The sequence below is a fragment of the Pseudomonas ceruminis genome (assembly GCF_021602025.1).
Lineage (GTDB): Bacteria > Pseudomonadota > Gammaproteobacteria > Pseudomonadales > Pseudomonadaceae > Aquipseudomonas > Aquipseudomonas ceruminis.
In genome coordinates, this window is sequence record NZ_BQHW01000003.1 from 112,060 (window position 1) to 133,561 (window position 21,502).

General features: G+C 65.3%; 24 protein-coding genes. 8 read left to right on the forward strand and 16 right to left on the reverse strand.

Going from position 1 to position 21,502, the window contains the following annotated elements:
* Position 1: 1 nt before the first annotated feature.
* From L6D80_RS04680 to L6D80_RS04755, 16 genes are all read right to left on the reverse strand, one after another.
* A complete protein-coding gene (locus tag L6D80_RS04680; RefSeq protein ID WP_047219618.1) occupies positions 2 to 1,522 on the reverse strand; it encodes a conjugal transfer protein TraG N-terminal domain-containing protein in 1,521 nt (506 codons plus the stop codon).
* Between the two features lie 15 nt (positions 1,523 to 1,537).
* A complete protein-coding gene (locus L6D80_RS04685) occupies positions 1,538 to 1,909 on the reverse strand; it encodes a hypothetical protein (protein WP_047219619.1) in 372 nt (123 codons plus the stop codon).
* A complete protein-coding gene (locus tag L6D80_RS04690; protein ID WP_039016603.1) occupies positions 1,906 to 3,303 on the reverse strand; it encodes an integrating conjugative element protein in 1,398 nt (465 codons plus the stop codon). The genes L6D80_RS04685 and L6D80_RS04690 overlap by 4 nt, the downstream gene beginning before the upstream one ends.
* A 9-nt stretch (positions 3,304 to 3,312) precedes the next feature.
* The gene (locus L6D80_RS04695) at positions 3,313 to 4,239 is read right to left on the reverse strand and encodes a TIGR03756 family integrating conjugative element protein (protein WP_222934056.1); all 927 of its coding nucleotides are present in this window, start codon (positions 4,237 to 4,239) and stop codon (positions 3,313 to 3,315) included.
* 17 nt (positions 4,240 to 4,256) lie between these two features.
* A complete protein-coding gene (locus L6D80_RS04700; protein WP_026083770.1) occupies positions 4,257 to 4,703 on the reverse strand; it encodes a TIGR03757 family integrating conjugative element protein in 447 nt (148 codons plus the stop codon).
* A gap of 154 nt (positions 4,704 to 4,857) precedes the next feature.
* Positions 4,858 to 5,352, reverse strand: coding sequence for a RadC family protein (radC, locus tag L6D80_RS04705; RefSeq protein WP_017640437.1), 495 nt, complete (start codon positions 5,350 to 5,352; stop codon positions 4,858 to 4,860).
* Between the two features lie 181 nt (positions 5,353 to 5,533).
* Entirely contained in the window at positions 5,534 to 6,319 is a 786-nt protein-coding gene (locus L6D80_RS04710; protein WP_017640436.1) for a DsbA family protein, read from the reverse strand.
* Between the two features lie 13 nt (positions 6,320 to 6,332).
* Positions 6,333 to 9,212 (reverse strand): conjugative transfer ATPase, encoded by a 2,880-nt coding sequence (locus L6D80_RS04715; RefSeq protein ID WP_176512827.1) that lies wholly within the window; start codon positions 9,210 to 9,212, stop codon positions 6,333 to 6,335.
* Positions 9,212 to 9,652, reverse strand: a complete 441-nt coding sequence (locus tag L6D80_RS04720; protein ID WP_017640434.1) for a TIGR03751 family conjugal transfer lipoprotein — start codon at positions 9,650 to 9,652, stop codon at positions 9,212 to 9,214. The genes L6D80_RS04715 and L6D80_RS04720 overlap by 1 nt, the downstream gene beginning before the upstream one ends.
* Positions 9,633 to 11,051 (reverse strand): TIGR03752 family integrating conjugative element protein, encoded by a 1,419-nt coding sequence (locus L6D80_RS04725; RefSeq protein WP_176512828.1) that lies wholly within the window; start codon positions 11,049 to 11,051, stop codon positions 9,633 to 9,635. Before L6D80_RS04725 ends, L6D80_RS04720 begins: the two co-directional genes overlap by 20 nt.
* Positions 11,041 to 11,952, reverse strand: coding sequence for a TIGR03749 family integrating conjugative element protein (locus L6D80_RS04730; protein WP_003105643.1), 912 nt, complete (start codon positions 11,950 to 11,952; stop codon positions 11,041 to 11,043). Before L6D80_RS04730 ends, L6D80_RS04725 begins: the two co-directional genes overlap by 11 nt.
* On the reverse strand, positions 11,949 to 12,641 hold the full coding sequence (locus L6D80_RS04735; protein WP_003105641.1) for a PFL_4703 family integrating conjugative element protein: 693 nt from the start codon (positions 12,639 to 12,641) through the stop codon (positions 11,949 to 11,951). Before L6D80_RS04735 ends, L6D80_RS04730 begins: the two co-directional genes overlap by 4 nt.
* On the reverse strand, positions 12,638 to 13,036 hold the full coding sequence (locus tag L6D80_RS04740; protein WP_003105639.1) for a TIGR03750 family conjugal transfer protein: 399 nt from the start codon (positions 13,034 to 13,036) through the stop codon (positions 12,638 to 12,640). Before L6D80_RS04740 ends, L6D80_RS04735 begins: the two co-directional genes overlap by 4 nt.
* 11 nt (positions 13,037 to 13,047) lie before the next feature.
* A complete protein-coding gene (locus tag L6D80_RS04745) occupies positions 13,048 to 13,407 on the reverse strand; it encodes a TIGR03745 family integrating conjugative element membrane protein (protein WP_003090173.1) in 360 nt (119 codons plus the stop codon).
* A gap of 16 nt (positions 13,408 to 13,423) precedes the next feature.
* Positions 13,424 to 13,657: a TIGR03758 family integrating conjugative element protein gene (locus L6D80_RS04750; protein ID WP_003050225.1), complete on the reverse strand. Its 234-nt coding sequence runs from the start codon at positions 13,655 to 13,657 to the stop codon at positions 13,424 to 13,426.
* Complete coding sequence (locus L6D80_RS04755) at positions 13,654 to 14,037, reverse strand: integrative conjugative element protein, RAQPRD family (RefSeq protein ID WP_003120001.1); 384 nt, start codon at positions 14,035 to 14,037, stop codon at positions 13,654 to 13,656. Before L6D80_RS04755 ends, L6D80_RS04750 begins: the two co-directional genes overlap by 4 nt.
* Before the next feature lie 203 nt (positions 14,038 to 14,240).
* Here L6D80_RS04755 and L6D80_RS04760 point away from each other — a divergent pair, with 203 nt between their 5' ends.
* From L6D80_RS04760 to L6D80_RS04795, 8 genes are read left to right on the forward strand one after another with little or no spacing between them, the layout of a single operon-like run.
* The gene (locus L6D80_RS04760; protein ID WP_003050245.1) at positions 14,241 to 14,711 is read left to right on the forward strand and encodes a helix-turn-helix domain-containing protein; all 471 of its coding nucleotides are present in this window, start codon (positions 14,241 to 14,243) and stop codon (positions 14,709 to 14,711) included.
* Positions 14,708 to 15,283: a PIN domain-containing protein gene (locus tag L6D80_RS04765; RefSeq protein WP_003109777.1), complete on the forward strand. Its 576-nt coding sequence runs from the start codon at positions 14,708 to 14,710 to the stop codon at positions 15,281 to 15,283. The genes L6D80_RS04760 and L6D80_RS04765 overlap by 4 nt, the downstream gene beginning before the upstream one ends.
* A gap of 17 nt (positions 15,284 to 15,300) precedes the next feature.
* On the forward strand, positions 15,301 to 16,215 hold the full coding sequence (gene cap6, locus L6D80_RS04770; RefSeq protein WP_003105629.1) for a CBASS system CD-NTase-associated protein Cap6: 915 nt from the start codon (positions 15,301 to 15,303) through the stop codon (positions 16,213 to 16,215).
* Entirely contained in the window at positions 16,212 to 16,682 is a 471-nt protein-coding gene (cap8, locus tag L6D80_RS04775) for a type III CBASS phage resistance system CD-NTase-associated protein Cap8 (RefSeq protein WP_003105626.1), read from the forward strand. Before cap6 ends, cap8 begins: the two co-directional genes overlap by 4 nt.
* Positions 16,679 to 17,179, forward strand: coding sequence for a type III CBASS phage resistance system CD-NTase-associated protein Cap7 (cap7, locus tag L6D80_RS04780; protein WP_003090159.1), 501 nt, complete (start codon positions 16,679 to 16,681; stop codon positions 17,177 to 17,179). Before cap8 ends, cap7 begins: the two co-directional genes overlap by 4 nt.
* A complete protein-coding gene (locus L6D80_RS04785; protein WP_003105624.1) occupies positions 17,179 to 18,081 on the forward strand; it encodes a CBASS oligonucleotide cyclase in 903 nt (300 codons plus the stop codon). Before cap7 ends, L6D80_RS04785 begins: the two co-directional genes overlap by 1 nt.
* A 38-nt stretch (positions 18,082 to 18,119) precedes the next feature.
* A complete protein-coding gene (nucC, locus tag L6D80_RS04790; protein WP_003050273.1) occupies positions 18,120 to 18,845 on the forward strand; it encodes a CBASS effector endonuclease NucC in 726 nt (241 codons plus the stop codon).
* A gap of 9 nt (positions 18,846 to 18,854) precedes the next feature.
* A complete protein-coding gene (locus tag L6D80_RS04795) occupies positions 18,855 to 21,479 on the forward strand; it encodes an AAA family ATPase (protein ID WP_003116812.1) in 2,625 nt (874 codons plus the stop codon).
* Positions 21,480 to 21,502 lie beyond the last annotated feature (23 nt).

The window sequence follows — 21,502 nt, forward strand, 5'->3', positions numbered from 1 at the left end:
ATCATTTGAGCTTGCCGCCTGAGACAGCACCTGCTCCTTTGCCGCCAGCGCTTCCTGCATCCTTTGTGGCAGTGGCGAAGGTGTTGGCGATTGCACCGGCACGTACACCGACCCAGGTGAGTGCGCCAATCCAGAACGTAGGCAGGACGATGAACATGGTGCCCATGACGAACATCAGAAGCATGTCGCCAAAGGCATTGTTCAATCCCACCAGCGGGTCGAAGTTGGTGTGCGGCCGATTCCACCCGAAGCCCCAGCCGTAAAGCGCATCGAGGATGGTGCTGTCGATCCAGCGGGCGAGCTGGAACCAGAAGTCCACGAAGAACAGCGCGAACTGCACGACGCTGACGGTGACGACCGTTTTCAGGTCATAGGTGCCGATGACCAGCACGAGCGGGATGCAGATGACCAGCGCCATCTTGAGCAAGGCGAGGACCATGGGCAGAGCCTGTCTCACGACGTCCATGGCAGGAAACGCGGCAATCGCGCCGACTGCCATGCCGACGTCGCCCGTGGCGCGCGTCACGATGTTCGGCAGGGTCTTGTCGATCTGGCCGCCGTAGTCCGTATAGACGCTGCCCTGGTTCAACTTCTGCTGCCGCGGGGAGGCGATGGCGCGGATCACCGAGTCGTCCACCTCGGCCCGGCTCAGGAACCCGGCCCAGCCCGCCAGGCGATTCAGCAGGCTCGGGTCCACCTGTCCCAGCAGGCGTGCCCGCAGGCCGTTGCTGCCATCGGCCCACCACTGCCTACAGTTCGGATAGCCGCCGCCGCTGGCCACCTGCGCAAGCCCGGCATCGCGGTTGCTGTCGTAGGGCCAGTCGTCGCGCGGCGTGCTGGAACGGTACGTGTCGTAGTAGCCGTTGGTGTCGGTGAAGAACCTCGATCCGATCCAGGTCACGTCGTGCATCTGCTGCTCATCGAGCTGAGGGCGCTGCATGAACAGTTTGGCCCGCGCAGGCCCATAGCAATCCCGCGAGAAGTCCGCCACTTCCTGGGCCAGCACCGGGTCGTCAATGCGGGTCGCGTCGATCTCCATGCGCATTTGCCGCAGGTCCGTACCACATGGGATCGCCGCCACCGAGGCGCTCGTGACAGCGCGCGAGAGCGCGTGCATGAAGGCCCACCAGACCGGCACCTTCGCGGACTGGTTGTTGATGGTGCTGAAGGACTGTGACCAGCCGGTATCCGTGGGCTGTGGCACGCTGACCTGGCACTGGGCCGAGCGCGAGCTGTCGTACTGGATGGTGTTGAGGTCCACGTCGATGAACGGAATGCCCGCGAACATCACCACCACGATGGCGACGAAGACCCGGTTCTCGATGCGGACGGCCGAGAGCAAGCCCTTGTTGCCTTCGTCGGCACCTTCCGCACGGGCCTTCAGCCACTCCTGCACGATGATGGCGACGAAAGGCAGCGCGAATACCCCGCTGGACACCAGCACCGCCCAGATGCCGTTGTTGACGATCCAGGACACGAGGGTGAGGTAGTACTCCAGATAGTCGGTCGTGAAGAGCGTCATGGTCCCGATCTCCCCTCAAGCGGCCTCCATCAACAGGCTGGTTTCCAGCGCGACGATGGCGACGACGCTGGCGACCTCGGTGCGGATCAGCCGGCGCCGCGCCTGCCCATCTGTCCCGCTTTGGTCTTCGCGGGCGAGCACCCGGCGGCGCATCCAGAACCATCCATAGGCCGTTGCCGCGTACACGCACAGCCGCCAGATGAAGAAATACCCTGCGGAGGCCGTCAGCCACCGTTCCCAGCCTGCAACGCTGCCGACTAGGTAGATGCCCGCGACGTTCGCCCCCACGGCGGCGGCAACGATCAGCACCAGCCACAGCAGCGTCTTCGCCGCGCGCCGGCTGAACAACCAGCGCAGCGGCCGCCAGGCCATGCGCGCCGGGCTCATGGCCGACTCCCCGGGTTGCCCTTCTGGAGCTGGTCGAGACGGTCCGGCACAGGATCGCCCTCGTAGATGCCGCGCGAGCCGGCCGCACGTGCGCCGTGGCGCTGGATGATCGCCATGGGTGAGTTGTTCGCCAGCTCGCGCCGCAGCTCCAGTTCGGTCTTGAGGTTGCGAATCTCACGGTCGAGCGTGTCGCTCTCGTGGTTCACCGCCTCAACGGCAAGCTCGTTGGCCGCGACGTTGGGCTCCTTCTTGCCCGTGAGCAGCGTGCGCTGCAGCAGCAGCGCTTTCTCCAGCACGGACGCCAGCGCGACTTCGGACGCCAAGCGCTGCGACAGCAGGTGCTGGTCGGGCTCGTCGCGCAGCGCCTCGATCACGCCGCGCGTGATCGGCAGCGACGCGCTGCCAGCTTCGCGCAGGTTCTCCGGCGTCGTGTTCTTGGCCTTGGTCACCAGGTCCTGGAGCGCCTGCAGCTTGGCGTCGTACTCCTCCTGGATCAGCGGCGTGAGCCCGACGCCCGGCGTCGTCTCGGTCTTGGTGCAGGCATCGCACGTGCGCTGCTCCTTCTCGCCGAGCACGCGCGTGGCCCACTCGACGGCGGCCTGCGGAGAGGCCCAGGTCTGGCACGAGAGGCTGCTGCAACTGGCCGGCGCGATGGATGAGGTGTCGGTCACGCCGCGGCCGTTGACCAGGTTGTAGCCGGCGCGGGTGACATCGCCGACGACCTTGATCGCGGGCTGGCCGGAGCCGCCCGCGTTGCTGCCCCCGACCCACGGCACGCCGTCATTGCCGCGGCGCGTCTCGGCTTGCTCGATGGCCGAGACCGCATCCGTGCTCGACACGGCATCGCGCAGCGCCAGCCCTTCGGCCATCTGGCTCCAGCCGAGCTGGCCGCCCGCCATTTCGGCCATCTTCTCGGCCATGGCACGGCACGTCAGCTTGCTGCGGTCGAAATCGAGTCGCGCCTGCAGCACGCCATTGGTGAGCAGGTTGTACAAACCGGGATCGGCCCGCTGGATGATCAGCGCGGGCAACGATGCCACCGCACTGGTGGCACTCTGGATCACCGACGACATGATTTGCTGGAAGCCGTTGGTGATGCCGTTAAGTTGGTTCTTCAACGTGGTCTGGATGCTCATGTCGCCGCAGATCAAGTTGCTGTTCCAACCCACGCCGACACCGAGAGAGCGCATGCCGGCCGCACGGCCCATCGACACGGCGTTGCCGCCACCGATCGAGTACATGACGTCATCGCCGATGACACTGCCGCTGGTCTGGTAGCCCAGTTGACCCCAGGCCACGCCGCTGCCCAGCGCGAGGGCGCCGGCCAGCGCCAGGACGATCTCCGTGCGACGTGCCCGGCGGGAGAACGGATTGAATGCAGGACGGAACTTCATGGCACCACCTCAGAGAAAATCGACGCTGCCCAGGAACACTTGGCCCCGGCGTTCGCAGCAGGCATACGGCCGCCACAGCGCCCATGCGTAGTCGCCTTGCTGCGCCTGGGTAAGAAAGCCGCTGCGCGGGAAGACCGTGCAGGACGACGACAGGACGGGCGTGAGTTCTTGCCACTTTCCGGTCGAGGCATCGCCCTCCATCAGCGCGCCTGCCGGCCAGTAGCCGTCGCGGGAGTTGGCAAGCAACGGCTGATAGACGTGGATCTGCCCCCGGCGCGTGACCACATCGCCTGCACGCTGGGCCACCACTGCGCCGGCCTTGAAGTCGTCGGTCTGGTGCAGGAAGCCGCCACGGGGATACACGTTGCCCCACAGGTTCATCGTGGTGCGTGCGCCGACCTCACGCCGGCCCGGAATCAGCGCTTCCGGGTAGGCCATCTCGGGCACGTTGTAGCGCCAGGCCAGCGTGTCCAAGGTGCTGAGCAAGTACGGCATGAACGCCGTGCCCGCGCCCTCGCAGAAGTAACCCGACGACGAGACGAACTGGTTGAACACCTCGACGCCGGGGTGGCCGATAACGTCCGAGTTTTTGAACTTGGCGAGGTTGTTTTCGTGATCCTCGTTCGTGGTTCCATCGCCGCCCGCTTGGGCGGACGGGTTGGGCGTGCTCATTGCCCGGACCTCGACCCAGGGGTTTTCGCCGGTATTCGAGTACGACGACACCACCGCATCGGGGATGTAGTGGCGCACCTTGATGGACGTGCGCACCGTGCAGCCGGTCCAGGTGCAATAGAGCCAGTAGCAGATGCCAACGACGCGGTATTCGAGGCAGTCGGGTGACGCTACCGAGCCGACGATGGTGGCAGTGTTGAGGGCGTAGCTGCCCGTGGCGCTGAGCAGCAGCAACGAAGCCACGCCAGCATGCAGACGGCGCATCAGGTCGAATGGTCGGGTCACGGCTGGGTCCTCCGGTGCTGCTCGATGCGCGCGACAGCGCGAGCCACATCCGACTCGCCATAGACCACATAGCGCCTGTCCACCACCACGGCCGGGAGGCTGGTGATGCCGAGACTCCATGCGTCGGTAACGCTTTGGTATGCGGAAGCGATGCGTCGCTGCAGATCGGCACCGCCGCCATTCAGCCGGCGCTTGACGATGGCCGTCGCCTGTTCGGGGTCGGTGGGCAGTCCCGCGGAAAGCTCCGCTTCAATCCTGTGGGCTTCGTTCAGTTCGATCAGCCGCTCGCCGCCCATGGTCTTGACCGGGTGGCGGCTGTCGGTGACGACCACCACGTCGGCGGCGAAGGTGGCCGGGCTGAAAACGGCCAGGGCTGCCGGCAGCGCCACGGCCAGGCCGAGGGTTCGCCAGCCCGGCGCGAACCTGGAAAGAGATGCTGGCATGTCGCGTGCCCTTGAAGTTGATCAGAGCAGTAGTCAAACGCGAAGCCGACGCGGCCCCAACAAACAATGCGCATCGCGCACTGCCCGCATACCTGCTTGTCTCGCGCCCATGAAAAAGCGGAGGCCGAAGCCTCCGCGTGGATCAAGGAGCGGGCTACAGCAGACCGGATTCCGCGAACGAGTATGGAGCGCCTTGGCCGACGATGATGTGGTCCAACACTCGCACATCGATGAGCGCCAACGCAGCCTTCAGTCGGTCGGTCAAAGCGCGATCCGAGCTCGACGGCTCAGTGCATCCCGAGGGATGCTGGTGCGAAAAAATCACCGCGCCGGCATTCAGCTCCAATGCACGCTGCACGACAGCGCGCGGATAAACTGCAGTCGAATCGAGCGTGCCCTTGAACATCGGCTCATAGGCCAACACCCGGTGCTGGCTGTTCATGAACACGATGGCGAACACTTCGTTCGGTTCTGCGACGAGTTTCAGACGCAGATAGTCCTTCACGGCCTGTGGCTGGCCAAGAAGCGGCCCGGCCTTGAAAACACGTTGTTCCAGCAGCGCGATGGCCTGCCGGATGATCCAATCATCAGATTGGGACGCTGGGGCAAAACGTGGCTCCACGCAGGAGTCATTTACGACGAGAGACATGGCGGACCTCCAGAATGTGAACGGAGGACGCCACCCCAGGAGGGCAAGCCCTCCTGGGGATGGAAACAGCGGAACAAGGTGCATCCACCACCGCGCAGCGGTGATTGTTCGCAGCCAGGATGCGAAGCGAACGGGTAGCGGTCAGTGCGGCAAGCCGCGCCGTAGCCTCCAAGACCGAGGGCTACCTGGGCATGTCGCCGACAACGTCGGCAGGCATTTCGGATGTGGGGATGGTGGGTGCGGCCGCCGTGTCGCTGGCCGAGTTCCCGGTCGCCAGCATGTCAATGGCCGACAGCAAGGCATCGCCCTCGATCGGCCCCTGCAGCAGGATGGTCTGACCCGTCTGGCGATCGAGCAGCCGCAGCGACGGCGTGGCGGTCACACCGCTCTTGGTGGCTTCAGCGGCCTGGGCGCGAATAAGCACATCTGGCCGCTCGCTCGCCAGGCACCGCTCGACGGCCGGCGTCGATGCGGGGTAGCGCAGGCCATCGGGCAAGCCCTGGCCGTCGCTGCGCGTGTGGGCATAGACCCATTCGATCGCCTGCCAGAACGCCGCATGCCCGCCACCTTCGGCGGCGCACTCGGCCAGACGCGCCTCGGCCGACGCGGCGGGCTCGTGTGCGGCCAGCGGCTGGTGGTGCCATTGCAGGGCCACGTCGGTGTTGTTGCCGACCCAGCGCTTGAGCTGCGGGAAATACTCCCGGCAGAACGGACATTCCAGGTCGGCATAGAGCGTCAGCGTGAAGCGGCCCTCTGGGTTGCCCATCTGCCAGGGTGACCCCGGCGTCTGCGTCATGCTGACCGGCGAGGGCGACGGCGCTGAGGATTCATCGGGCGACCGGGGGACGAGCCAGATCAACAGCAATGCGACCAATGCAGCGGCCAAGGCCCAGGGCCAGCGGGGACGCCCGTTGCGACGGCGGAACACCTGGACCTGCATCGGAATGGAAGGACGTTTCGGTTCCATGGCGTTCTCCGGCTTAGTAGGGCAGTTCCAGGGCTGGCGAATCGATGCCGCGTGCCTGGTCGATCTTCTCGGCCACCTTGAAGGCCGCCTCCAGTTCGGAGCAGCCGTATTGCTGCATGAGCTGGTAGCGCTCGGCCTTCTCTTCGGGTTCGGTCTGCGCGAGCGCGAGGTACAGGCTCGGCGGCACGGCACGGAACAGCACTTCCATGCTCTTGGAGAGGATGACGCCCTCGGTGAATTTCCCCGCCTCTTTGCGCGCCGACAACATTAGCGCCTTCTGTGCTGGGCTGAGTTCGCGGAACCGCGCGATCTTCTCCACCTCATCCGGGGGCATCGACAAGCAGATCCACCACTCGATCATGTTGAGCATGGGCTCAGCTGCGCGCGGCAGATCGTCGATGTTCTGCGTGGCCAACCAGAACCATGCGCCCAGCTTGCGCCACATCTTCGTGATCTTGACCACGTAGGGCGCGAGCAGTGGGTTCTTCGTGATGATGTGTCCTTCGTCGGTGACGTTGATGATCGGGCGTCCAAGGTATTGGTCGCGCTCGGCGATGTTGTTCACCGTGCTGATCAGGCTGATGTAAGCGATGGAGAGCTGCGCGTTGTAGCCCTCGCGGGCGTATGTCGCGAGGTCAACCAAGGTGATGTCGGCTTCGGGCCACGGCGTGCCGTCGCGGTCGAACATTTCGCCGTCCGTGCCTTGACAGAACATGTCCATCGCATCCGCCATCTCCAGCAGCCGCACGCGGCGCATTTCGGGCAGCGTCGGGTCCTGGCCGCGGGCGCGCAACGCGTTGCGCACGTCGCGCGTAAGCACCGTGCGTTTGTCGGCCACGCAGTGCTCGGCGGCGTCGAGGATGCACTGACGGATCAGCGAGCGGTCAGCCCGTGTCATCCGGGCTTCCTCCTTGTCCTCTCCGCCCGTGATCATCAGCCGCGCCGTGATCTCCAGTTCGCCGAGCACGTCGCGCTGCTCGTCCGCCTCCATGGCCGAGGCATCTGGTGGCGGGTCTTCATCCAGCGCGTCGGCGTCGAGCGTCTGCACGTCGCTGGGCGTCTCGATCAGCCGACGCGCGTCTGCGAATGGCGCGAGGCTGATGCCCGAACCTGGGGCCAGCTTGACCCGGTTTACCGTCAGCCCGAGCCTGCGTGCGAAGTCGCTGAACAGGCCGAAGCTGTTGCCAGCCTCCACGATGAACAGCCGCGGTCGGTAGATGGCCGTGACCTGATTCAAGAGGTTGTTGAGCGTGGCGCTCTTGCCGGAGCCGGTGGGGCCGAACAGGAACAGATGGGCGTTCATCTGCCGATCCAGGCGGCTGAGCGGGTCGAAGGTGATCGGCCCGCCACCGCGGTTGAACATCGTGATGCCCGGGTGCCCCGTACCTTGAGCGCGGCCCCACACCGGCGACAGGTTCGCCGCGTGCTGAGCGAACATCAGTTGGGTGTACCACTTGCGCCGATCCTGGCCGGGGTTGTAGCAGCATGGCAGCCACCGCAAGTAGCTGTTGAGCGGCGCCACCTCGTCGTCCTCGCGCACCGGCTGCAAGCCAGCATTGAGCATCACGTTCGCCAGGTCCAGGCCGCGCCGGTCCAGTTCCGCTTCGTCGCGTCCGCGCAGGTAGAATGCCAGCGTCCCCCGGTAGAGCTTGTGCGCGCTGCCGATGAGGGAGCGGGCTTCCTGCACGTCCTTCAACGTCTGCTCCGACGCCAGCGTCTCGCCCACGGCCTTCTTCGCCAGGTGGTTGAGATCCGCTTCCAGGACATCCTGCGGCGTGGCGACCATCGTGAGACACAGCAAGGTGTCTTCCGGCATCTGGTCGAACAGCGTGTTGATGGCATCCCCTTTGCGGGTCTCGCCGGTCAGGTGTCCGGTGCCGGGCGGCATGCGCAGCCGGTCGGTGATCAGCACGCGGTGCGGCATGCCGTCGAAATACCAGGTGCCGTGCTCCACGTCGGAGCGTGGCTGGCCGAAGAACAGCCGCTGACTGAAATCCCGCCCGCTCGCCAGCTCGATTTCGCCGGCCTCGCTTTCTTCGGTGCTGTCGGGGTAGCGCGCCAGTGCATAGAAGCGCTCCTGATCCTCGGCTCCAGGCCCGAGCATCGCGGGGCGCGGATTGAACCACCGCAGCAGCCAGTCGTGGACGTCGGCCGCGACCATGCGCCGTGCCTGGATGCCGGCGTTCGCCAGGCCGCCGCACAGGCGGTCGCAGACGATGTTCAGCATCTGCTCGGGCGTCTGGCCGCGGCGGCTTGCCTGCCCGGTGGCACGGCGATAGATCACCATGCGCACCCGCCGCGTCTGGCCGCGCCAGCGCAGCCGCGTGACCACCGTGTCCTCGAACAGGCCGCCCGGCTTGGCGACCGCGCGCAGATGGTGGCCGAAGAAGCGCAGGTAGAACTCGGTGAACGCAGTATCGCGGGCGCGCGGCTGCACATAGTCGCGCAGGGTCTGCATGTACTGGTCGAAGCTGGGCTCGTCCTGGGCGTAGAGCTGGAGCACCCAGGGGTTCTCGTCCAGCTCATCGAACGAGTCCTGGAGCGCGTTCTCCAAGGCATCGCGGGCATGCGCGAGCCAGCCGGGCTCCCGCCCCTCGGTGCCCAGCGGCACCAGCTCGTAGAAGGCAGCGACCGACTGCCCATCCTCCAGCAGCATGGACTTCGACTGCGGCAAGAACTCCACCCAAGGCAGCAGTTCCGCGAACGACGGCGCGACGTCGTACAGCGCCTGCTCGTCGGCCACGGTCGCCGGCTTGCGGCCCTGGACCGCTGCGCCGGGTTCAGGGACGCCGGCCTGGCGCAAGGCCTCGACGTGGCGCTGCCAGCCGTCCGGCTTCTCTTCGTCGCCGGTGCCGGATGCGGCCAGCTTCGGCCAGGGAAGTTTCCAGCGCATCAATAGTCCTCCAGCCGTTCACCGGGCATGGCGTACTGCACGCGCTGGTACAGCGGGAAGACCGTCGTGTAGCCCGGAACCGGCACGGGGTCCGTGCCCGCTAGGTGCGGGTACACATACATGACGAGATCGGGGTTGGGCAGGCGCTGGAACTGGCGATAAACCTCGTTGCGCGCCAAGCGCGTGTAGCGCATCTGCTCGACGGGCGCAGCCTGCACATCGGCGTCGGTCAGCGGCCGGCGCAGGCTCTGGCGCGCGTCGAGCAACTGCCGGCGCGCGACCTGGCCGGTGCCACTGCCGCCGCCACCCGTTTCCTGCTGCCAGATGTCCATCATGGTGCGGTCGCTATGGGTCAGCAGTTCTTCCTTGCTGGTGGCGCAACCGCCGAGCACGGCGACGGCCGCGGCCAGCGCGAGGCCCTTAATCGAGTTCGAGCGCATGGCTTTCTCCTGCACGGTGATCGACGCGCCGGCCTTCGGGGTCGTGATCGATGGCCAGCGGCTTTTCGAGGTGGACGGCAACCTTGGCACCAGGCTGGACATAGACGGAGGCGAAGGCCTGGCCGTAGAGCTTGTTGACCCAGGCCGACATGTCCCGGACGCCGCCCGCGAGGATCTGGCCGACTGCTTCCTTGCCGCTGATGCCCACGGTGCCGATGGCGCCGTCCGAGCCGACGTAGGACATGCGGCCGCTGTCGCTCTCGATGAGCGAGGCCACGCCGGCACCGGCCGCCGTGATCAGGGCCTGCGAGCCGAGGTACTGCTGGGCGTTGCTGCGCCGTTCGCCACTGACGCAGGGGATGCCGTGCGGATCGCTGATCCAGCCCAGGCCGTCGCGCTGCTGGTTGTTCTGCTGGTTGCCTTCGCGGTCTTCGGGGATGGTGCGGATCGTGCCGTCGTTGAAGACGAAGGTGATGCTGCGTACCTGGCCGCGCACGCACGAGAGCGTCCAGTCACCCGATGCGGTTCCGCTGAACACGGCGCCGGCCACGTCGGGAATATCAATCCCGTTGGCCGTGAGGTTGTCCGGGCCGACCAGCACCTTGAAGGGGTACGGATCGTTCACCGTCCCGTCGATCGGCACACGACCGATCAGCGCGGTCATCGCGACCGACCCCATCAGCGTTGAGTTGGTTGGCACGGTATAGACCGGCTTGGCGCTCTTGACGCCTGCCGCACGTGCGCCGGCGTTCGCCACGGTTTCCGCGGTCGTTTCCAGCGTGCTTTGCGCCGGGCCGAAGCTCGTCGGGAAGCTCATGCCGCTGCCCGTGCCACGACTGCCGTTGCGTCCCTCGGCCTTCTTCGCGTCGTCCGGTTCGACCCAGCGCATGCCGCCTTCCATGTCGGCCTCGTCGCCATCGCGCAGCCCCAGGCCCACGGGCAGATCGGCATGGCCGCCGCCGCGCCCGCCGATGCTGTCCAGACGCCGCTGCAGGTCGGCGAGCAGCCCTTCGGTCTGCTGGCGCGCGCTGGCCGCCTGTTCCTGGTCGCGGCGCAGGTTGGAGCGCTCGGATTCGAGGGCCGAATTGATGCGCTGATCGATGGAGTTCTCGCGCTGGCGCAGCCGCTGGTTTTCCTCGCGCTGCGACTTGTTGTCGGTCAGCGCGGTCTGAAGCTCGGTGCGCAACTGCTTTACCTGGGCGACGAGCGTTGCCACTGTATCGCGGGGGGTATCGCCTTCGATGCCCAACGCCTTCATTTCCTCGGGCGTGAGCTGGGCGCCGTTGTCCGCCACGGGTGGCGCCGTGCCGCCTCCACCCGAGAACAGCCGGATACCGGCGAACAGCACCAGGATGGCGACAGGGATCATCAGCCACTTGAGCAGGCCGTTACTGCGCATGGCGGGCCTCCTTGGCGTTCTCGTCGCCGTCCGGCTGCGGCAGATGCACGGCAGGGTCGAAGCGGTGAATCGCCGGCAGCAGCGACTGCGCGAGGCCGCGGCCGCGCGTGACCAGGTACAGCACGGTCGTGTCCTCGGTCGTGCCGCGCGGGCCCAGCGCCTCGTGCTGGAAGGTGGCGGTGAGGAAATCGCCTTGCAGCACGCGCGGGTCGAGCGCGACCCAGTCGGCGCCGGTGTTGGTGAGGCGCACGGCAGTCACCCATTGGTCTTCCAGGCGCCACGACGCGAGCACGGCCGCGCGCACCGGCAGCGTTGGCATCAGTGTGTCCAGGTCGAGGTCGCGGGGAAGGTTGACCCGCATGACGCCCGGAAGCGGCTCGACGGTGCGCAGCGGTGCGTAGAGGTTCTGCGCGGCGAAGCGCGTCAGCACGACAGGGACCGGAGTTTCGCGCCGCGCGGTCCGCGCACCTGCCTGGCCCTGGGCGCGTGCCGGGGCCTCGGCACTGTCGGCCTGCTCGCCATAGCGTCCCGGTGCGCTGTCACCCTCGACGATGCGCACCGGCTCCAGCTCGGCTTCCCCGTCCTTGGGCGGTTCGGCTGCGATGTCCAGCAGGATCAGCGCGCCCGTGTCGGCGTCCTGCAGTTGCAACCGCGTGGGCTCGATCGGCTCGCTGGCACGCAGGTACACCGCGCCGCCCGCACTCTGCACGCGCAGGCGTTTGCCCACGCCTGCGGGCACGCCCACGCGCACGTTCCGGTCGATGAATACGATGCGTTCCTGACCGACCTTCAGCGGCACTGCCAGTGGCATGCGTTCCCAACGCAGGATCTCCACCGCCTGGGCGACGGGTGCCGCGGCCACGGCCAGTAGCCCCAGCAGCGCGAGTACAGGATGCTTCATGGGGTGTTTCCTCCTTGAGGCGCTTGCGGATTCAGGTCACTCGGCGCCGGGCGCGCCGGCTCCGGTGCACTGATGCGCTGGGGCGCGCCTTCGTAGCAGTCCAGCGCCAGGCCGAACGGGTTGCGGGCGGGATCGACGTCCACCCGCGTGACCTTGATCGGATAGCGCACCAGGGCGCGTTTGACCTGCTCGGCGCCGTAGTACTCGTCGGCGGTGATGTCCAGCGTCACCACCCAGTCGCGATCGGATACGGTGCGCACGCGCGCCGTGGGGTCGTCGCCATAGCCGCGGCCGGGAATCTCGTAGATGCCGCGCACGCGCTGACGCAGCTCGCCCGTGGAGCGGCGGTAGTCATAGTCCGCCCGCAGGAAGGCCTGGCAGGACGGGGTGAGGTACGGCGAGAGCGTATGGAGGTTGCGCGAGTAGTCTTCTTCGCCATTGGTCGGCCAGCGGTTCAGCGTCTGGAACACGTAGAACGTGAACGCATAGACCGATTCGGGCGGCACTTCCCACCACTTGCGGGTACTGCCAGAGCGCAGGTCGGGCGGGACGTGGATGGTCAGGTCGCGCGGCGCGCTCCACCAGCCGCCGCCCATGACCAGGGCGACAATGACCAGCGCGCCCGCGCCCAGGCGCAAGGTCTTGATGTGCGCCTGCAGGTGGGCGATCTCGTTCTTGAAGCGGCTCATCGCATGCTCCTGCGGGTGGACCAGAAGCCCGAGCGCGAGATCAGCACGTGGCCGCCCACCCAGCCGGCCATCAGCGGATGGCGCGTTGCGATGCGCCACTGCAACTGTCGATACAGCCAGGTGTCGGGGCGCCCACGCTTGAGGCGGCGCAGGATGCCGCCGCCGATGAACACGCCCAAGGCCACGCCCAGGACAACGAACGTCGGTGCGATGGCGATCGTGCGGAACACCCACGAAAGCGGCGCGCCGACCAGCAGGCCGGCCGCGCCGGACAGGCCGCAGCAGATCCACAGCTCGTCGGCGGTGAGGCCGCGCACGACCACGGGATGGCGGTTGAGCCGGTGCGGAAGGAACGTGACCGTCCCGTCCGCACGGACGTGCTGCTGCTCGGACATACCGGCCTCGCTTACAGGATGCCGGTGGCTTCGGTGAGCAGCCAGATGCCGATCACGAGCAGCACGGCGCCGATGGCGACCGTGAGGCCGAATTGGCCCCACGTCTTGCGGCCGGTGTGGATCTCCGCGTAGGTGCCGTAGGCGTGGTAGCAGACGCCGATGAACATCGACGCCACCACCAGCAGGGCCACGAGCATGATGATGTCGTAGCCGTAGTTGCGGATGGTCTCCATGATGCCGTTGCCGGTGCCGCGCGTCGGGTTCTCCAACTGCGGCAGACCTTGCGCGAACGACAGTGCGGGCAGCGCGGCGGCGCCCAGGGCCACGGCGGCGCGCTGGGCAAAACGGGAAGTGAGGTTGCGGTTGTGCATGGTCGGGCCTTTCATGTCAGGACAGGAGGAAGAAACTCAGGACGAGGTACATCGCGACGAAGCGGATGCAGACGCCGAGGAACTGGCGCTGGTTGAGGCGGCTCTCGGACCACCCCACATAGGCCGTTCGGATGGCCCAGACGCCCCACACGAGCAGGACCGCGAACACGACGCCGACCAGGACGGTCGCCATCGCGGAAGGCGCGATACCGCTGTTGGCTTGAAATGCCGAGACCTGGGCGCCGTTCATTGCTCGCCCTCCGCAGTCGTCTTCGGCGATGGCGAAGCGGCCCGCTCGGTGCGGTAGTCGCCGGCCAGTTCGGAGGGGTCGCGCGGCTGAGCGCGTGATGGCGTCAGGTGGAACTGGATGCCGGCGCGCACGCGCGCCAGGTCAGCCAGCAGCCGTGGGTAATCGAAGTGGTAGCGCTCGCCCGGCTGGATGGGGGCATGCGCGGCGCTGTCCGCGACGGTGCGTTCCAGCGCGTCGAGCTGGCGCAGCGCGGCGACCAACTCCTGGCGCTGCGCCGGGGACTCGGCCAATGCCATCGGGGACTGGCCCAGCACGAGGGCCGTCACGAAAAAAGTGGGCACGCCGCGATGCGCGGCGCGCAGCCAGATCGAAGCCACCATCGCGCCATTCCTGTGTGATCAGCAATGGGTTGATCGTGGAGATCAGGGCTGTTTCAGGCCGCAAACAATAGGAACTGGCGGACGACCGGATTGGGCATGCTGCGAGCGAACCTACAAAAGCACGGGTCGCGCTTCGATTATTGCGTTTTTCGAGTATTTCGAATATGATCGGCTCTGCAACCGTTTTCGCTTAGGAGCTACCCATGACCACCGCCACTGCCCAATCCAAGATGACCCTTCCCGCCGCGGGAGAGGTGAAGGCAGCCGTCCAGGGTCAACGTGCCTTGGCGGCTTACCTCGCAACCCAGTTCGAGACGCAGCACATCCAGATCTTTGATGACCACAAACAGGCTCATCAGGTGGAACTGCCTACCTCGGCTTTACGCCTGCTGGTCGACATCCTGGCCGAGTTGGCCGATGGCAATGCAGTAAAGGTGGTGCCCGTCCATGCAGAGCTGACGACCCAAGAGGCGGCGGACTTGCTCAACGTGTCCCGTCCCCATTTCGTCAAGCTGCTCGAAGATGGGGTGTTGGCATTTCATCGCACCGGCAAGCACCGCAGGGTGAGGTTCGCCGATCTGATGCAGTACAAGGAAGCGCGCGAGCGCGCCAGTGAGCAGGCGATGGCCGAACTCGCTCAGCAGTCGCAAGAGTTGGGAATGGGATACGAATGAGGCATTCCCCATTCACCGCCGTCTACGACGCGTGCGTTCTATATCCCGCGCCACTGCGGGATTTCCTGATGTGGCTCGGCCTGTCTGGCCGCTTCCGGGCGCGGTGGAGCCAAGCCATTCATGAGGAGTGGAAACGCAACCTGTTGATCAACCGCCCCGATCTCACCCGGGTTCAGGTCGACAGGACGTCGGATCTCATGGACCGGGCAATTCCGGACGGCTTGGTGGAGGGCTACGAAGCGCTCGTGGCAGGCCTGACATTGCCCGATCCGGACGACCGGCACGTCCTGGCTGCGGCGATTCGCTGCGGTGCGAGCGTGATTGTGACGTTCAACGAACGGGATTTCCCGAACGATCTGCTGGCTCCGTACGGCATCGAATCGCAGCACCCCGATGAGTTTGTGGACAACCTACTGGATCTGGACGCGGCCGCCGTGGTGTCGGCTGCGCAGCGCCAGCGTGCCCAACTCAAGCATCCGCCGATCGAGGTGGACCGCTATCTCGAAATCCTGCTGCGCCAGGGCCTTGTGCAAACGACCAAGGTGCTGGCGACCTATCGCACCATTCTCTGACCCGCCGAGAGCCACGGATGACCAAGAATCCTTCATCAGACGCCACTTTGCCGAAAGGCATCCATCGAAGCTGGAAGCTGCCGGACACGTCGCTGGGCGCCCTGTGGGATTCCATCGTCATGGACGAAGCTCTCAAGAAGCAGTTGCTGTCACAGGCGATCGTCAACTTCACGGTGCGCCCCAAGGTGGAGCGCACGGTACTCCCCCTGCACGGCGTGATCTTGTTGGTCGGCCCGCCGGGGACTGGGAAGACCTCCTTGGCACGGGGCTTGGCGCATCGTGTGGCCGAATCTTTTTCTTCTGCGAAGTTTCGATTGCTGGAAGTAGAGCCTCACACGCTGACGAGCTCTGCAATGGGAAAGACTCAACGCGCCGTGGCAGACCTGTTCTCGCAATCGATCGCAGAATCCGCAGCGGCGGGCCCGACGATCGTCCTTCTGGACGAGGTCGAAACGCTTGCGGCTGATCGAGCCAAGCTCAGCCTGGAAGCCAACCCGGTTGATGTGCACCGGGCCACCGACGCGGTGTTGGTGCAGTTGGACATGTTGGCCGAACGCAACCCGCATCTGCTGTTCGTGGCCACCAGCAACTTCCCACAGGCCGTCGACAGTGCCTTCCTATCTCGTTGCGACATGGTGATGGAGGTGCCACTGCCCGGCAAGGATGCCTGCAAGCAGATCCTGGTGGACTGCCTGAATGGCCTGGCAAAGACATTTCCGGGGATTGGCAAGCTTTCCTCGGCTCACCAGTTCGACGCGTGCGCTGGCGAGTGCGTCGGATTGGATGGTCGGGCCATTCGCAAGGTCGTAGCCAACGCCCTCGCGGCCGACCCGCAAGTGGCTATCGATCCGAACAAGCTTTCCGTAGAGCACCTGCGCAGTGCGATACGACAGGCAACGCAAATGCGCCTTCAAGGAGGGAAGCAAAAATGACCACCGTTGTCAGCCGGACGTTTCGCAGCTCGCCGCACCGCGATGCGTTGCAGACGTGGGATGCCATTGTCGAACTGCTCACTCAGGGCAAGGACGGCACGGCTCGCTCTGAACTCAGGGCCGTGGCGGGCGTGGCCGCCAGCTTGATCGCCGACCAGGCACCCAAGAGCGCGCCCATCGTTGCGACATGCGATGGACCACGGACCAGGATCTACTGCCTCTTCGACGAAGACGCGATCGATGGTGATGATGCCAACGAAGAAGTCTTGGGGTTCGAGCCGTTGAAGGGAGACTGGGGAGTCTCGCTGCCGTGTCCGAAGGAGCAGCTCGGCTGGGTGCAAACCGCGCTCAAAAAGCACAGTTCTCGCATCATTGCACGGGACTTGAGCCAAGGAATTGCCACGCAGGCGCAGGCCGATGCTGGACAAGCGCTGTCGCTCGACCTCGGAGGTTTCCTCAAGTCATGAGCACCGTCGCCACCTACTCGTACACGCACTCGGTTACCTATGTGACCGACAACATCCTCAAGAGCTTGAAAGACATCATCCTGCTCAGTGGGCTGGACCCCGAGCACTTCGCGGATCGCTGGGAGAGCAATACCCGAGCCATCAAGACGTGGCTCGGGACCGGTGATCTGCGCAAGGTGATTCTGGAGATCTACAACCCGGCAACCGACAAACTCGTGACCCGATGGGATATCGACATCGTGTATGGGTGGTCCGATGGCGACGGCAGCTTCTGGACAGATACCGAGCAGTTGAAGTACGCGATCAAGAAAGCTGGGCTGCTGCCATCGCAGGCCAAGTACAAGTTAATGCTCGATACAAAGCCAGGGCGGCCTGATGTGGAGGGGTGGAGCAAAGGAAGTTATCGCTCGACGGATGGAATGGTCAAGCAGAGCCTAGGCTCGACTGTCGAACACAGCGGCCTGGCGGGTCAGGCCGGATATTGGAGGCAACGCTGATGCTGTCGATCGATGAAGCTTTTCGCAAGTTCAAGTCGCGTCTGGAACTCAACGAACGCGAACAGAAGAATGCCTCGCAACGCCAGAACGAAGTGCGGGACTACCTGCAGACCAAGTTCGGCATTGCGCGCAGCTTCCTGACCGGGTCCTATGCTCGATACACGAAGACGAAGCCGCTCAAGGATATCGACATCTTCTTCGTGCTGAAGGACTCGGAGAAGCATTACCACGGCAAGGCCGCATCGGTAGTGCTGGATGATTTCCACTCTGCATTGGTGGAGAAATACGGTTCGGCGGCCGTGCGCAAACAGGCGCGCTCGATCAACGTGGATTTCGGTGTTCACATCGACGCGGAGGACAACACGGACTACCGGGTGGTCAGCGTGGATGCGGTGCCCGCATTCGACACCGGCGACCAGTATGAGATCCCCGATACGGCGTCCGGAAAGTGGATCAAGACGGACCCGGAGATCCATAAGGACAAGGCGACCGCAGCGCACCAAGCCTATGGCAATGAGTGGAAAGGTCTCGTGCGCATGGTGAAGTACTGGAACAACAATCCCAAGCACGGCGATCAGAAGCCGGTGAAGCCCTCGTTCCTGATCGAGGTAATGGCCCTTGAGTGTCTTTACGGCGGCTGGGGAGGATCGTTCGATCGCGAGATCCAGTCGTTCTTTGCCACGCTTGCCGATCGTGTTCATGACGAGTGGCCGGATCCCGCCGGACTTGGCCCGGCGATCAGCAACGATATGGATGCCGCGCGCAAGCAGCGCGCGCAGCAGCTGCTGTTCCAGGCGAGCCAGGACGCAAGCATCGCCATCGACCACGCGCGTCGTGGTCGCAATATCGAAGCGCTTCGCGCCTGGCGCGCACTGTTTGGCCCCAAGTTCCCACTGTCCTGATTCCATCGGCTTCCATACACGTCCCATCGAGGTACAGCATGTCCCAGTGGTCGCTTTCCCAGCTCCTGTCGTCCCTGCATGAAGACATCCAGCAGCGCTTGTCCGTAGTACGCAAGACCTTCGGTCACCCGGGTACGAAGGGGGATGCGAGCGAGAACGTCTGGATCGACATGCTGGATACCTATCTGCCCAAACGGTACCAGGCGGCGAAGGCGCATGTGGTGGACAGCCTGGGGAACTTCAGCCAGCAGATCGATGTGGTGGTGTTTGATCGGCAATATTCGCCTTTTATCTTCACCTACGAGAACGAGACGATCATTCCAGCCGAAAGCGTGTACGCCGTGTTCGAGGCCAAGCAGACGGCTGACGCGGGGCTTGTGGCCTATGCCCAGGAGAAGGTCGCCAGTGTGCGCAGGCTGCACCGCACGAGCCTGCCGATCCCGCACGCTGGCGGGACCTACCCAGCGAAGCCGTTGATTCCGATTCTGGGTGGCTTGCTCACCTTCGAGAGCGAATGGAGTCCTGCATTGGGCCCATCCATGGACAAGGCGCTGAACGCAAACCTCACCGAGGGGCGTCTGGACATCGGATGCGTTGCCGCCCACGGGCACTTTTTCTATGACCAAGCCAGCGGCGCGTACAGCTACACCAACGAAAACAAGCCGGCGACCGCGTTTCTTTTCAAGCTGATCGCGCAGCTTCAGTTCAGTGGAACGGTCCCCATGATCGATGTGGAGGCTTACGGTCAGTGGTTGACCAAGTGAGGGGTCGCTGTGGCAAGCATACGTTCGGAGTACCACCGGTTCCTGGCGCACTTGACGCAGCGGCACGTGCACGACGACGTGCGCCGGCTGGCGCACCTGGTGCTCGATCACCTGCAGCCACTGGCCGAGGTCGGTGCTGCACGCCGGGGGCGCTCCACGCGCTTGGCGCCGCTGGCCATCGCGCATCTGGCGCAGATGCCTGTCGCCTACGACGGGGACGCGCGCGGCCCCGAAAACGGGCCGGCGCTCGGGCGACTGCACCAGCTCGAAGTCGGGCCGTTTCGAGGATTCATGCGGCAGGAGACGTTCGACCTCAGCCATGACATCACCTTGGTCTACGGTGCCAACGGCACCGGCAAGAGCAGCTTCTGCGAAGCCTTGGAAGTGGCGATGCTCGGTTCGATCAGCGAAGCGCAGGCCAAGCGGGTCGACCAGCGGACGTACTGCAACAACGCTCGCCTGCGCCGCCACATCGCGCCAGTCCTGTCGTCTACGGCGGCGGGCGAGGCGCAGGCCGTCCAGCCCGACGAAGCTGAGTATCGCTTCTGCTTCATCGAGAAGAACCGCCTCGACGATTTCGCCCGAATCGCCGCGCGGACCCCGAGCGATCAGCGCCAGCTCATCGCCACCCTGTTCGGCGTGGACCAGTTCAGCGAGTTCGTGCGCGGCTTCAACCCCTCGCTCGATCAGGACCTGATGCTTGCCGGCGTGCAGGCGGCGCAGCTGGCGCAGCGTCGCCTGCAGTTGGCGAACTCCGAACAGACCATCGCCGCCTACCCGCAGAAGATCGCAGCGGTCGAGGGCCTGGAACAAGCTTTGGCGCAGCGCATGTCACCTGGCGCGACCTATCAAACCTGCGTGGACTGGCTGCTGGGTACGCCGCAGCAGCAAGGACGGCTACCGTATGTCCAGGCTCAGCTGGACGCCAACCCGCCTGCCATTCACGAGGTGACCCAGGCCCGCCTGCAAGCGTTGCTGGCAGAGGCCTACCGCGTCCAGGGACTGTGGCAAGCGTCTTCCGCGCAACTCGCGGCCCGCGCCGGCGAGGTGTCGTACGCGAAGCTCTACGAGGCCGTGCAAGCGTTGGCGGACGGGGCGACCGCGTGTCCGGCATGTGGAACCGAACTGGCCGCCGTGGCGCAGGACCCGTTCGCCAGGGCGCGAATGGGCCTGGAGCAGCTCGCGCAACTGGCCGTCCTGCAGCAGCAGGAGGCCGGGCATCGGACGCAGTTGAGCGAGGCGGTCCGAGCGCTGTGTGACGAAATGCGCCGCGTGGTGGCGGCGGCTGGGGTCGCTTGTCCTGCCGAATCGCAGGCCGCGGGCCTGCCACTGCTGCCTCCCACGTCGGCGGGCAATTGGCTCGGCGGCGGGGTGAATGGGGACCAGCGCGCCTGGCAAGCCCTCTTACGGATCGCACAGATCATCGAAGGCTTCGACGCGCAGGCGCGCGACGTGAATGCCCAGCGCGGCGCGATGGCCCAGGAGCGGGACCGCCTGCAACAGCATCAGCTGGAGATCGAACGGCTGCGGACCATGCGCACGACTGCGGATCAGGAGCTGGCGGCCGCCCGCCAAACCGTGGCCCAATTCGACGACGCGAACCGCGGCCTGATCCAGGCGGCCACGGACGAAATGCCGGTGGTGGTGCACCATCAGCGGGTCAAGGCCGCCTACGACGGCTTCCTGCCCGAGATTCAGGCATACCTGACCGCTCTGCCGGGGGTTCTGCTACAGGGGCTGGGAGACCAAGCCCGCCATCTCTACAACGCATTCAACCGGGCCGATCCGCCCGGCGATCTGCTGCACGCGCTGTGGTTGCCCGTGGCCGAGAACGGCAAGATCGAGGTGGAGTTCGCCGGCGAGCCGGGCGCGCGCTACGACGCGTTGATCGTCTTCAGCGAAGGGCACATCAAATGCCTGGGCCTGGCGATTCTGCTTGCCAAGAACCTCGCGCAGGGCTGCCCCGTGGTCATATTCGATGACGTCGTCAACGCGATCGACGACGACCATCGCGATGGCATCTGGCGTACCTTCTTCGAGGACGGTTTGCTCCACGGCAAGCAGGTTATCCTCACCTCGCACGCAGAGGAGTTCCTGCACCGCATCCAGCAGGAGTTGGGCGTGCGCCGCGCCGCGGCCATTAAGCGCTACAAGTTTCTCCCGCATCAGGGAGAGCACGAACTGCGGGTCGACAGCGACCCGCCAGCGAAGAACTATGTTCTTCTGGCCCAGCAGGCGTTGGCGGCTGACGAGAAACGCGAGGCACTGCGTCAGGCCCGGCCGGCGCTGGAGAGTCTGACGGACCGCCTGTGGACGTGGCTGGGTCGGCGGGCGGACGGCCGGATCGACATCAAGCTGAGCGGGCCCCGCGCGCCTTGGGAGCTGAACAATAAATGCACCAAGTTGCGGTCGGCCGTCGAGCGTATCGCGGCGCAACATGCGGGTGCGCCGGATGCCGTAGGGGCGTTGGTCCGGCTGCTCAATGTCAGCGGTACGAGTATTGAATGGGGTTACCTCAATAGCGGTGTGCACGACGCTCAGCGCGATCATGAGTTTGATCGGGCGACGGTAAGAACGGTCGTCGAGGCGGTTACGGCGTTGGATGCTGCTCTTGATACCCTGCAGAACCGATGAACGGCACACGGCTTTGCAGAGCC